Origin of the sequence: Pseudanabaena yagii GIHE-NHR1 (assembly GCF_012863495.1) — a bacterium.
In the GTDB taxonomy this organism is placed as follows: Bacteria; Cyanobacteriota; Cyanobacteriia; order Pseudanabaenales; family Pseudanabaenaceae; genus Pseudanabaena; species Pseudanabaena yagii.
Window position 1 is genome coordinate 786,935 of sequence record NZ_JAAVJL010000001.1, and the last position, 12,842, is coordinate 799,776.

Consider the following 12,842-nt stretch of genomic DNA (forward strand, 5'->3'; position numbering starts at 1 on the left):
TATGTTAAGCAAATTTATTACAAGATAACGACGGTAAGGGTCGAGCATAACAAAACATGAAAGCAGCGATTATTGGTGCAGGCTTAGCTGGTATGAGTACTGCCGTAGAACTCAGTGAGCAGGGCTATGAAGTAGAACTTTTTGAATCCCGTCCCTTTGTCGGCGGCAAGGTCAGCAGTTGGCTAGACAAAGATGGCAACCATATCGAGATGGGCTTGCATGTATTTTTTGGCTGCTATTACAACCTCTTTGCCCTGATGAAAAAGACGGGAGCCTTCAAGCATCTCCGCCTCAAGGAACATACCCATATTTTCGTTAATCCTGGTGGCGCACAGGCTGCCCTAGATTTTCGTAACTTTGGTGGCGCACCTTTTCATGGTTTAAAGGCATTTGTGACCACAGGACAGTTACCGCTTAAGGACAAAATCCAAAATGCGATCGCGATCGGGCGCAGTCCTCTAATTCGCGGCTTAGTCGATCATGTTGGCGCAATGAAAGAAATCCGCGCCCTTGACAACATCAGCTTCAAAGATTGGTTTTTAGGCATGGGTGGATCGCAAGCGAGCCTTGACCTGATGTGGGATGCGATCGCCTATGGTTTAGGTTTCATCGACTGCGAAAACATTTCGGCAAGATGTATGCTCACCATCTTCCAATTCTTTGCATCCCGCACCGAAGCTTCCATTTTGAGAATGCTCGAAGGTTCTCCCGAAGTGTTTCTACATCAGCCGATTGTGAAGCATATTGAATCTAAAGGCGGCAAGTTTCATTTGCGTCGTGGTGTGCGCGAAGTTCTATTTGAAGGCGAAGGTGAAGATACTCGCGTCACTGGATTAATTGTCGGTAAAGAAGATGGCGAAGAAATCGTCACTGCTGATGTCTATATTTGCGCCACGGATATTCCAGGGGTGAAGCGGATTATCCCTGAGAAATGGCGAGCATGGTCGCAGTTTGACAATATCTATAAGCTTGATGCTGTGCCAGTCATTACGGTGCAACTGCGCTTCGATGGTTGGGTAACGGATATTGATAACTTGCTCTATGCTGTGAAAGTGGATTTCTCTACCTTTGCGGATTTAGCGATTACCAGTCCTACTGATTATTACAAAGAAGGCGAAGGTTCACTGTTGCAGTTAGTAATTACCCCTGCGGATGATTACATTAAGCTTAGCAATGAAGCGATCGTCGAGAAGATGATTGCTCAAGTACATCAGATTTTCCCATCTTCTAATAAGTTGAATGTTACTTGGTCAAGTGTGGTCAAACTCGCCCAGTCTCTCTATCGTGAAGCCCCCGGCAAAGATCCTTTCCGTCCCGCTCAGGCAACTCCTGTGAAGAACTTCTTCCTTGCAGGTAGCTACACGATGCAGGACTACATCGATAGTATGGAAGGCGCAACGCTATCGGGTAGGATGTGCGCGGCAGAAGTAATTAAGAGCAAACAACTTGCTAAAGTCTAAACAAGAAGCGCCGCAATGCGGCGCTTCTTGTTTATTTGTGCAACAGCGATAGCTGGTAATAATTTTCGGCATGGGCGATCGCATCTTGTTGTTCTGCTTCTGAAAGTTCGCGCATCACTTTGGCAGGAACTCCTGCCACCACCACACCCGCAGGCACATCTTTAGTTACTACGGCTCCCGCGCCGACAATACTACCCGCACCAATTTTTACCCCTTCAAGTAGAATTGCGCCCATCCCAATTAAGCAACCTCTGCCTATTTCGGAACAATGAATTACGGCTCGATGCCCGATAGTCACATAATCGCCAATTACTAAAGGTTTATCGGGATCACCGTGGATGATTGTGCCATCTTGAATATTGGTGCAGTAGCCAATATCCATACGGTTGACATCGGCTCTGATGACGACTTTGTACCAAATATTCACGCGATCGCTGAGATGCACATCGCCAACCACCACCGCATCATTGGCAATAAAAGCGGCTTTACTCAGATCGGGAATGGGAAGTTGAGAATAGGGAAGACGCATATTTCCTGACTTTTTCTAAAATAATAGGAGATAATTTGCTCACAAAGCGGGCAAATTATCTCCTATTGCGAATCACCCTCCTATAATAATGATTAATTCTGCTGCTAATTCATAATCTATGTCACCATCTCCAGCTTCTGACCAAGCCCCGAACCAGACTACAGATTTATTGCTTGCGGTATCTAACTTGCAAGTTAGCTTCCGTGGCGATGATAGCCTCGTCCATGCTGTCAAAAATGTTTCCTTCGATCTTGCCCAAGGTCAAACTCTTGGCATCGTCGGCGAATCTGGCTCTGGCAAATCGGCAACAGCTTTGGCAATTATGGGATTGCTAGGAGAATCAGGCAAAATTACCAACGGGCAGGTGCTATTTCATCCCAAGGGCAGCCATCCCGTAGATCTGGTGCGCGTATCACCTCAAAAAATGTTGCAATATCGCGGCGATCGCATGGCGATGGTATTTCAGGAACCCATGACCTCGCTCAATCCTCTATTTACCTGCGGCTATCAGGTCATCGAAGCGATTCAAATGCATCAGAAAGTTTCTAAGGAAGAAGCAGAGACTCGCACGATCCAGTTATTTAATGAGGTGCAATTACCCAATCCTGAGCAATTAATCGAACGCTATCCCCATGAGCTTTCTGGCGGACAATTGCAACGGGTGATGATTGCGATGGCAATTTCCTGCAATCCTCAGTTGATTATTGCCGACGAACCGACTACGGCGCTAGATGTGACCGTACAGGCGGCGATTTTGCAACTGCTCAAGGAAATTCAGCGATCGCGTCAGATGTCGATGATTTTTATTACCCATGACTTAGGGATTTTGGCAGAGATTGCCGATCGCGCGATCGTGATGAACCAAGGGGAAATTGTGGAATCAGGGGATACACAATCCATTTTCCAAAGTCCTAAGCATCCCTATACCAAAGGCTTGATCGCTTGCCGTCCTCAGCCCGATCGCCAGTTGCGTTTGTTACCAACGGTCAGCGACTTTATGGAATTGCAGAATGGTGTCATCGTTGAGAAAGAACCATCCGATCCTCGCTATTTAGAAGTTGTCCCACCCGAGGAAACGGCGGCGCGTTTGAGCGAACTCCAAAAGCAAGAACCACTTCTTTCTGTGCAAAACCTAAGAATTGAATTCCCCATTCGCAGTGTTTTAGGCTTAAAAAAACGGTATCTCGTCGCTGTCAATAATATTAGCTTTGATGTCTACCCCGGAGAGACCCTTGGACTGGTGGGCGAGTCTGGCTGTGGGAAAACAACGACAGGACGCGCAATTTTAGGCTTAACCAATTCTGTGATGGGTTCCGTTAAATTTGAAGGGAAAGAAATCTCGAAGCTTAAGGGTGAGGCTCTCCAGAATTTACGCTGTGATTTGCAGGTGGTATTCCAAGATCCCTATGGTTCCCTCAATCCAAGGATGTCCGTTGGTGATGCGATCGCCGAACCATTGATTGTCCATAGTCATCAAGAACGCTTTCATCGCTATCGTAAAGCCGAAGCTAGAAAAGAAAGGGTTGCCTATTTGCTAGAGCGGGTGGGATTGACCGCAAGTGCGATGCGCCGCTATCCCCATGAGTTCTCAGGTGGACAACGCCAACGCATTTGCATCGCTAGAGCTTTAGCCCTCAACCCCAAATTAATTGTCGCCGATGAACCTGTTTCCGCCCTTGATGTATCCGTACAGGCGCAGGTTCTCAATTTATTAAAGGAACTGCAAGCGGAATTTGGGTTAACTTATATTTTCATTTCCCACGATCTCGGTGTAGTCAAATTTATGAGCGATCGCATTATGGTGATGAACAAAGGCGCGATCGTCGAACTAGATACCGCCGAAGCAATCTATACCAATCCTCAACAGGAATATACCCAAAAGCTAATCAGCGCCATTCCGAAGGCTCTAGTTTTTTCATAATTTTCAAAGCAGCAACCTGTGCTGCCTTGAAAATTACCTAAGCCAACAATAGAGCTTCTGCTAGTTCCTTATCCATTTTTTCGGCACTGGCGATCGCATCGGTCATGATTTGGCGAGGACTAATGCCATTGTGATAAGCCGCTAACCAACGTTGTGCTTCGTTGCCCTGTTCAAGGATTTTCTTCAAGGGCGAGAGGAAACACCAAACACCCGAATCCTTTGCCCGCGATCGCAATTCTTCGTAGAGATTGGACACCCACTCCCGTGCCGTAATCTCTTCCCCTGTCTGCCAATGAGTTAGCACAGCATCAAGACTATTGGTAGCTGCGGCGATTTCATTGCGATCGGCAATTTCCGCAAGTTCACTCGGCGTAAATTTACTAGAATTAGGTGCAAGTGGATCGAGAGATGAGCCAATTCCTGCTTCCAGAAACTGAGTGAGGCGCATTTCTAAAAGTGAAGTGATTGCTAATAGAGCCACAGGATCAATCACTAGATCGGAAATTCGTAATTCTAAGCGATTGAGGTTATAGGGGCGATTGTCACCATTGGGGCGCACCGATGACCAAAGATGACGCACATTTTGCATCGTTCCCAATTGCAATTGCTGTTCTGTCCATTCCACAAAATGATGATGATTACGGAAGAGGGGAACTTCCTTTGGTGTTTTGGGAAACATTTGCCAACGGGAAGAATGGAAACCAGTTGCTTTGCCATTGAGAAAAGGAGAAGCGGCGCTGAGAGCTAGATACAGGGGTGCTTCGAGACGAATGAGGCGACAGGCGGCAATTAACAGCTCTAAATCAGGAATCCCAACATTAATATGAATACTAGCAGTGACTACATCCGTACCATAGGTCTGCTCAATATAGGTGTGATAGGGATTATTAGGATCGGAGCGATAGAAATGATCGGTTCCCCCCAGAGCCAGCGTACTCCCCGGCATCAAAGTATAATCGCCTAGCGATCGCAAATAGCTGCGTAGTTTTTGGCGTGGTTCCACCAAAGCCATCAGTAATGGCTCATATTTGAGAAAAGGTGGAGTGATGTATTCGACATTGCGGCTATCGGGTTCGCGCACAAACCCATGCAGATTTGCCACGATGCGATCGCTAAAGCCAATCACATCCCCCGTTGGTGTAGAGGTATATATTTCTACTTCAAAGCCTTTAGATAAAAGCACGGGAGGTTTCCTTTTGCTATAGACACTATCTATTAGCGTACCCTGCAATGCGATCACTTTAAAGATGCCTTAGGGTATACAACTTTTGACATTACTTTGTGCTTTAACTTTTCATCAGTTCCTTCATCTGCTTGGCGGCTAGGGCATAGCCCCCATCAGCGCCATCCACAAAATGCACTTGACGACCATCGCGTTCAAAAACTAAGCAGGTCATCAATGCGCGATCGGATATATGAAATCCATATACTAGTCGCCCCTCTTGAAATTTTTTCTCTAAATAATCAGTTAATTTTTGACGCTGTTTGGTTCTACCAGAAATAACCATCCGCAATACATCATCAAATTTTTTGAAGTCCGTGGCTTCCGAAACAATCTGCTTGTAATCACCCCAATTAAAGTTTCCTGTCTTGATATTAAAAGTCATCAGCAGTAGTCCTAACAAATTAATCATGCGGATTTTCCATAGATATAAAGTTTGTTTGATCCACCCCTGAGAAGCTTCAAAAACTCTCGTTTCCGATAATAAATTTTTCCCTCGAAAAGCAAGTTGTAGATTCTCTGTCACAACAGGATGACATTCTGTACCTTGCCCATAGATGCGATCGATCTGGTTAATTACTTCACGATAGAGATTGTCGATTTGTGTCTGGCTTGGTGCAGTCACTTGCACAATTAAACTCAAAATCTCTTCGTGGCGGGTGGGGATATCTTGCCATCGGCATTCTAAACCAGAGAAATCGGCGATCGCATATTTATGATTCAGCTTAGGGCTGTATAAATCTGTTGTTGCCTTGTCCTTAACTAGTCTTGTGGCATAACTAATACCGCCACCTCTAATGATCGCTTGGGTATAGTTATCTGAGATTCGCAACTTAGCAATTTTGACATCATAGCTTGAGGTAATTACTTCCAATGGAACAATGCCAGTGCGTAGGATCAGGTTAAATTCCTCGGAAGCCATTTTTTGAACTGCTAATAAGGCACGTTCAGCATCGGGAATAAATTTGGGAGGTATCATAAGCGAAGCTCCATCACCACCAAATACAAAAGGAATCTCTAAGTCTCCAACTAGGTTCAAAATAACAATAATCGAGCAAGCTCCTAAAAGATTGACATCCTTATATCTTCCTGCTTCGATCGCTTTTGTGGAGTCGGCAATATCGGTAATAATTACTGCCCAGTCTTTAGGAACCGCATAAAAATTTTCACTATGAGTAATATCTACAAAATTTTCAAGCACAGGTAGATTCGCATAAAAGTCTTCATTATCAGTATTCTGTTGTTGAGAGCCTTGAATACTCATATCTGTAATCCTAAATGCGAAGGGCGATTCAGTTGATTTTATCAATAAAAATATGGGTAAAAGTAACCGCCACTTGGCGGCTGTTTACGCTCCTTCCACAACAGTGCTTAAAAAGCGCTATGAAGTACGGGATTGTTGCCCCGCCTTCGGTGGGGCAACAATCCTTTGTATCTCGCTTGATTGAAAAGCGCTATATACTAAATGCTAAGGTATCGCCTTCAGCACGAGACCTTAGCACTACCCAAAACATTTCGGCTTTACGTTAATCTTTGAGGTGTCACTATGACCCAAGCCCTAAGTCGTCCCATTACATCTAGCGAACAAGATCACGATCAACACCTTATCTATTCAGGTATCACTTGGGAGCAGTTTAAGCTCATCCAAGCAGGTTTTGCTGATTCCAATAGAGTAAGGCTTTTTTATTATCAAGATACTATCGAAATTCTCATGCCAGGATACACCCACGAATTCTATAAAACAATTATTGGTTTCCTGATCGAACTTTTTTGTTTAGAAAATAATATCGAGTTTGAGCCAACAGGTTCAATGACTCAACAGCGCGAGGGGGAAGTTTCGGTTGAACCAGATGAATCGTACTGTTTTGGAACATCAAAGCCCACTCCTGACTTGGTAATAGAAGTTGTTTTTACTAGTGGCAGTCCTAAGAAGTTACAACGTTATCAAGCTTTAGAGATTCCTGAAGTATGGTTTTGGCAAGATGGCATATTTAGTCTCTATCGTTTACGCGATCGCACCTATGAAGTGATTTCCCAGAGCGAGATTCCAGAGCTTGTAGATTTAGATATAGAGTTATTAACTCGCTGTGTCACAATGGCACAAACTTCTCGCTTAGAAGCAGCAAATGCTTTTCGTAATGCTCTCAAAAAGTAAAGAACACTGAATTTTATAATAGGTGTAAGCACTCCAAAGAGATCGCGCCATCACCAATAAATTTTCTGCTTGCTAAGGTAAGAAAACCTACAAAAGATCGGCGATCGCACTATATTCCTAAGTATGTTAGCTTTATATGTAATTTTGAACTGAGGTTAAGCCATGTTAACTACAGAGACTTCTAAACAAATAAATGTTAGACAGGCGTTAATCCAAGAAATTGATCAGACTTCAGATTATCTTTTAAGCGAAGTTCTAGACTTTCTTTTGTTTATTAGAGCTAAACATTCGCCAGTACAGATGGAAATACAAACAGATGTTGGTGAATTAGTAGAAGATTATGATGATCCTCAAGAAAAAATCTTAGAGGATCTGCGTCAGTCTTTAGAAGATGCTAAAGCAGGTCGAGTTCACGATATTTCTGAACTTTGGGATGGCATTGATGTCTAGTAATGATTCCAAATGGCTTTGTTGCATGAATAAAAAGAAGCCAAAAGATGGAGGATCTTAGAAAATTAACGAACAACAGGAGAGGAGAGAGGTTTAGCCAGTTGAATCATGCGATTAAGAGCAGCACATTTGATGAACAACTCAACCGCCTGATTGTCAAATTTACGAGAACATAAAGTAGCACCAAAGATTTTTTTGAAACGAAACATCGTAGTTTCTGCCAAAGAGCGCCGATGATAACCTGAGTCACGTTTCCATTTTTTACGCCCATGTTTACGGATATAACGGAGATTTTGGTCACGCGGATGTGGTGGAGCATTGGTATTGCCATGCTGCCAGATTTTGGCATCTTTGCGCGGAGGAATCACGGCTTTAGCACCATGTTGGGCAATCTCGTCATAACAATGACGATGGTCATAAGCTCCATCTGCGGAAACTTGAGCAATTTCAGCATCAATCGCATCGAGAATATCGGCGAGTACTTCTCCATCGTGGCAATCATTCGTGGTGACGACCGCAGCCAGTATTTCTCCTGTTGATTCATCGGCTCCTAGGTGTAATTTGCGCCATGTCCGTCTCTTACTAATTCCATGCTGCCGTGTTTTCCATTCCCCTTCGCCGTATACTTTGATCCCTGTCGAATCAACTACTACATGCACTGCTCCCTGTTTCGGGATTACTGGTAAGGTCACACTTAAACTTGCTGTCCGTCTTGACACGGTGCTGTGGTCTGGTACTGGTAAATCTATTCCCATCAAGGCAAATATTGACTCTAACAGTCCTTGCGTTTGTCTTCCTGCTTGCTGATATACCGCTTTGACCGTGATAAATGTCGCTATTGCTATATCACTGTAATCTTTGGAAGCTCCCCGTTTGCCACTTAATGTTTGATTTAACCATCCTTCAATTACTTCTTCGCTCATCCAAAAAGTCAGGCTTCCTCTTTGTTTTAGCCCTGCGTTATACTCTGTCCAGTTGCGGATCTCATGTTTCTGTGTCATTTGCTGGGACTCCATCTCCTGATTTTTATCTAATTTACCTTCTCTTCCCCTTTTTATGCAACAACGCCATTCCAAATTGAAGATTCAGTTTACGGATGTTTTTAAGCGTCAAGTTCGAGATTTCGCAAAGCGCTATAGACGGATTAAATTAGATCTTCAACCAGTTTTAGATCAACTCCAAAGTGGTGACTTAGTTGGCGATCAAGTTCAAGGTACTGGATATACAGTGTTTAAAGTTCGCATTAAAAATAGTGATATTCAGAAAGGTAAAAGTAGTGTGGCTATAGGTTAATTTACTATATTAAAACCTCTGAGAATATTTTATGTGTTTTGATTTACTCAAAATCTGATGAAGACAATGTAACGTCATTGGAAATCAAGAAAATTATTCAAGAATTTTATGATTAACATCTAGAATTACAATGATTTACTGCCAATTCCTCACCCAAATTAGATAATGATCGCGCCATCACCAATAAATTTATTGCTCGCTAAAGCCACCAATTTCATTCAAAATTAGGTGCATTAAATTTCAGTAATGCATCCTATAAGCTCGGCGATCACACTAGCCGCAAAATGACTGTATAACTTGGTGATTCAACTCCTTCAGTGATTAGGAAACGTTGTAATCTGTTTTTTACTTCCATGTTTTAGAGAGTCCATCAACGAATTCCCAATACCTCTTATTTGCATTTATTACTATTAAATTTTGTCTTGTTCTTGTCATTGCAGTGTAAACAATTTGGTCGTAGACATCATCACTTTCATAGTAGTTTTCAGGTATGTATAAGATCACATTTAAAACTTCCCAACCCTTAAAGCTATGAATTGTAGAAATTTTCAATCTACTGTCACCCATCCAAAATGCTTTTTTGTGTCTATGGTGTCGCTCTTCATCCTCATTTTCAAATACATGATTTACTTCCATATTTTTGGTTGTCTCAAAAAACTTTACACATTTAAGTCCAAAGTTTTTGTTCGGAAGTAAAATAACTGTATCTGAAACGTGTTTTGACGTTCCTTTCTCTTTAATTATTTCAAATCCTTCATTTACTTTGCTTAACCATTCTTTTTCTTCGATATTCCACCATACAGAATGCTCAATGTACTGATTGAAGAGATTTGAGCGTTCAACCTCACCAAATTTTACGTCTCTATTTAAGTTAAATTTTTCGCTAAACTCTTTCGTAATACCTGCAATTCTTTCAGGTAATCTAACGATAGTTCTTAATTCTATCCAATCACCAAATTTTTCAACGCCAGCACGTCTTTTATCTAACCATTCTGTTTTACGGCTGTAAATGTTTTGCTTTTTATCACATACAACAACCACCTCATCTCTGTCAGTTAGAAAATGACGAAGCATAGTGTACCATTCGATATAGTAGTCTTGTCCTTCGTCAATCAAGATTGCATCATACTTCTCGTATTTCTTTCCTTTAATCACTTCAAGAACTTTATTGGGGACTATTTCTCTGAAAACCGTTTCATCATCTCCATTTTGATTCGGCCAGTTTTCGCCAAATTCATTCAATATGTCTTTACAAAATCCATGAAAATGACTAAAAGTGAACCTATCCCAACGGAATTCAAACGGGCTTCTTTGCACCATATCCTTTATGTAATGCCACAAAGTAATGTTAAAAGAGAGTATTAAAACTCTGTAACCTTGTGAAGCAAGTTTGCCAGCTCTATAAGCCAACACTTGTGTTTTCCCACTGCCCGCAACACCTCTAACTCTAAAATGACCCTTTTGAGGCTCTGCAAATTTCTCTTGATGAATATTTAATGTAAGTTCAAGACATTGTTCGATAGAATGCAAAGGTGGGTACAACCAAAATAAAATTTCTTTATTCCACGCTTTTTTCCAATAATAGCTCTGTGGCAAATAGCTATAAGGGACTATTTTCCTTAAATTGGAAGCTGTCAATAAGTCTATTCCAAATACGGGAAAATATTTATAGTCTTTTTTTTGAGTTCTAAATAAATCTTGCGCTTGCTCTGTAGTTGCTTTGTGGCAATAGATCGATGTTTTTATAAGTGCATATCTTTTATCATTTTTGTCAATCTCTTCTCCTATCTGTGGGATAAGCTGACCAGTCAATTTCTCTTTGTAATAATCAACTTGTTTGACAGGAGATTTTTCAGGATAACTGCCTTTGCTATTTGTAAAGTAAAAATCCCATTTACCTGTACTGTTTTCTCTAAAAGAATAATTGTTTAGATTCCAGTCTTTAACTTCTATGATTTGAACGCCAACATTAGGATTAAAAATAATAATATCAGGTCGGCTGCCATTTAAAAAAGGCTGGACAAAAATCAACCAACCGTTGTATTGAGTTAAGTCACCACCATCTTTAAACACTTCGTCTTTCTTTAAAGTGTTGTCTAAAAATTTTAATAGATGTAATTCCCCTTCAGTTAAAGGTTGCTTAAAATTTTCGATATGATCCAAAGATGGAATTACTCTGTTAAACATCAGTATTATAAAATAGAATGCATTTGCATATCAGGACTCTTCCAAGATGCATATCAAAATCAGAAAAATCTAATTGATATTATTATTTTTTATTATCTTTCTTGATAGCGTCCCCTGCACTATCTGTAAACCAACTTGCGGCGGCTCCTATAAGCCCCATTCCTACTACACCAGCTATCCCAATCGGGGCAATCAAAGCGACTCCAACTACTCCTGCACTAACAACGGCAGCTTTGACAACTTTTTCAGGAGTAATATTTGTAAACTCGTTTTTGCCGTCTTGATTATCTTGTGACATGAGCTTTTCCTTACTTAGATTAAATTTATTTGTATATAAAAGCATATTAGATGAATTTATAAAGACTTAAAAGCGGAAAAAGACGGATCGCTGAAAATTTAATTTAAGACGAAAAAAAGCGGATAAAGACGGTTATAATCGGGCTTGTGGATTTATGACTTTGTAAGTATGGACGTTAAAGAATTGCTGAATTTTGTTGATGAGAGTATGTTTGCGAAGACGGGGAAAAGGCTTAATGATTTACAAAGAAAAGTGATTGAGGGGGCGCTAAATCACCAAAAATATGTGGATATAGCCGAATCTTTTGAAAGGAGTGAAGGTCATGTTAAAGATACTGGTTATGAGCTTCTACAAATGCTTTCAGAGGTTTTTGAAGAACCAGTTAAAAAAGGGAACCTTAAATCTGTTTTAGAAAGACAGAGAGATATCAATTTTAATATTAGTGATGGAAATAATGGAAGTATTGCTAATGTTATAAATTGTGTTAATTTTAATAGCGATCGTACTAAACCAAAAACAGATAAAGTTCCATTAGAACAGTCTGATCCTCAACAGAACAAGCAAATATCCAAAATCAAAAAATTGCAAGATCTTGGCTTAACCAATGATGAAATTTCCGAATTGTTAGAGATCCCTTTGGAATTAATTACAGGTACAAATTTAGAAGAATCTGCTTAATCAGTAAACAGATTTGCCAAATACTTGTTAAGAATGTCCAATTTTAGGAAAATAAATTACATCAGGCAAATTTTCAAAATGGTTATCAGAAGTAATGAGTTTGACTTTTTCTTGCTTTGCTGTTGAATAGATAATTGAATCGGCAAAGCTTAATTTATACTTTTGTGAAAGTTCTGAAGCAAGCAACGCCAGAGACTCTGTAAAAGGCACTACTGTAGATTGTTGCGTAAGTGCAATAATTTCCATAGCCAATACAGAATCTCGTTCGCGACATATCCACTTATGAAGTTCGTACTGTATGGAAGTGGGAACAATCACATTATCGAGATCGCTCAAATAGGGTGCAAACTCATCAGCTAATACACCGTCCGTAAGCCACTCTATCCATCCGCAAGTATCAATAAGAAATTTCATACTCTTTCAGTGCGATCGCGAACATTATTAATATTAGCTCCCTTCAAAACACCGCGAAATGACTGGACAGAAGATTTAGGGACAAGCGTAATTGAATCACCTTGCAATAAAACTGAAAATTTTTGTCCCGCCTTTAAATTCAATAAATCTCTAACTTCTTGTGGGATAGGAACTTGATACTGTGGCGACAAGGTAACTTCTAACATTGCTTATCCTTAATTTACATCTCTCGCAT

General features: G+C 41.0%; 14 protein-coding genes. 6 read left to right on the forward strand and 8 right to left on the reverse strand.

The annotated features are described in order from the left end of the window. Positions 1-56 precede the first annotated feature (56 nt). Entirely contained in the window at positions 57-1,460 is a 1,404-nt protein-coding gene (gene zds / locus HC246_RS03820; protein WP_169362233.1) for a 9,9'-di-cis-zeta-carotene desaturase, read from the forward strand. A 31-nt stretch (positions 1,461-1,491) separates the two neighbouring features. On the opposite strand, the gene HC246_RS03825 is transcribed toward zds, so the two are convergent. After that, positions 1,492-1,989: a gamma carbonic anhydrase family protein gene (locus HC246_RS03825; protein WP_169362234.1), complete on the reverse strand. Its 498-nt coding sequence runs from the start codon at positions 1,987-1,989 to the stop codon at positions 1,492-1,494. A 118-nt stretch (positions 1,990-2,107) separates the two neighbouring features. On the opposite strand from HC246_RS03825, the gene HC246_RS03830 reads away from it, so the two are divergent. Continuing rightward, a complete protein-coding gene (locus HC246_RS03830; RefSeq protein ID WP_169362235.1) occupies positions 2,108-3,910 on the forward strand; it encodes an ABC transporter ATP-binding protein in 1,803 nt (600 codons plus the stop codon). Positions 3,911-3,947: 37 nt separating this feature from the next. Here the strand turns inward: HC246_RS03830 and gshA are convergent, their stop codons facing one another. Then, positions 3,948-5,093, reverse strand: a complete 1,146-nt coding sequence (gene gshA / locus HC246_RS03835; RefSeq protein WP_169362236.1) for a glutamate--cysteine ligase — start codon at positions 5,091-5,093, stop codon at positions 3,948-3,950. A gap of 103 nt (positions 5,094-5,196) precedes the next feature. Then, on the reverse strand, positions 5,197-6,396 hold the full coding sequence (locus HC246_RS03840) for a DUF3095 domain-containing protein (RefSeq protein ID WP_169362237.1): 1,200 nt from the start codon (positions 6,394-6,396) through the stop codon (positions 5,197-5,199). Between the two features lie 282 nt (positions 6,397-6,678). On the opposite strand from HC246_RS03840, the gene HC246_RS03845 reads away from it, so the two are divergent. Continuing rightward, entirely contained in the window at positions 6,679-7,287 is a 609-nt protein-coding gene (locus tag HC246_RS03845; RefSeq protein WP_169362238.1) for a Uma2 family endonuclease, read from the forward strand. A 162-nt stretch (positions 7,288-7,449) separates the two neighbouring features. Further along, positions 7,450-7,737: a hypothetical protein gene (locus HC246_RS03850; protein WP_169362239.1), complete on the forward strand. Its 288-nt coding sequence runs from the start codon at positions 7,450-7,452 to the stop codon at positions 7,735-7,737. A 65-nt stretch (positions 7,738-7,802) separates the two neighbouring features. Here the strand turns inward: HC246_RS03850 and HC246_RS03855 are convergent, their stop codons facing one another. Further along, positions 7,803-8,738 (reverse strand): IS5 family transposase, encoded by a 936-nt coding sequence (locus HC246_RS03855; protein ID WP_169364403.1) that lies wholly within the window; start codon positions 8,736-8,738, stop codon positions 7,803-7,805. Positions 8,739-8,793: 55 nt separating this feature from the next. On the opposite strand from HC246_RS03855, the gene HC246_RS03860 reads away from it, so the two are divergent. After that, positions 8,794-9,030, forward strand: coding sequence for a hypothetical protein (locus HC246_RS03860; protein ID WP_263972434.1), 237 nt, complete (start codon positions 8,794-8,796; stop codon positions 9,028-9,030). A 345-nt stretch (positions 9,031-9,375) separates the two neighbouring features. Here HC246_RS03860 and HC246_RS03865 read toward each other — a convergent pair whose 3' ends face one another. Both HC246_RS03865 and HC246_RS03870 read right to left on the reverse strand, forming a co-directional pair. Further along, positions 9,376-11,193 carry a UvrD-helicase domain-containing protein gene (locus tag HC246_RS03865; protein WP_169362240.1) on the reverse strand — a complete coding sequence of 606 codons (1,818 nt, stop codon included), beginning with the start codon at positions 11,191-11,193 and terminating at the stop codon, positions 9,376-9,378. Between the two features lie 106 nt (positions 11,194-11,299). Then, positions 11,300-11,515, reverse strand: a complete 216-nt coding sequence (locus HC246_RS03870; protein WP_169362241.1) for a hypothetical protein — start codon at positions 11,513-11,515, stop codon at positions 11,300-11,302. A 168-nt stretch (positions 11,516-11,683) separates the two neighbouring features. Between HC246_RS03870 and HC246_RS03875 the strand changes: the two genes are divergently transcribed. Further along, positions 11,684-12,193, forward strand: a complete 510-nt coding sequence (locus tag HC246_RS03875) for a hypothetical protein (protein ID WP_169362242.1) — start codon at positions 11,684-11,686, stop codon at positions 12,191-12,193. 27 nt (positions 12,194-12,220) lie between these two features. On the opposite strand, the gene HC246_RS03880 is transcribed toward HC246_RS03875, so the two are convergent. Together HC246_RS03880 and HC246_RS03885 are read right to left on the reverse strand one after the other, a co-directional pair. After that, positions 12,221-12,607, reverse strand: a complete 387-nt coding sequence (locus HC246_RS03880) for a type II toxin-antitoxin system VapC family toxin (protein ID WP_169362243.1) — start codon at positions 12,605-12,607, stop codon at positions 12,221-12,223. Next, positions 12,604-12,813 (reverse strand): AbrB/MazE/SpoVT family DNA-binding domain-containing protein, encoded by a 210-nt coding sequence (locus HC246_RS03885; protein WP_169362244.1) that lies wholly within the window; start codon positions 12,811-12,813, stop codon positions 12,604-12,606. Before HC246_RS03885 ends, HC246_RS03880 begins: the two co-directional genes overlap by 4 nt. Positions 12,814-12,842: the final 29 nt, after the last annotated feature.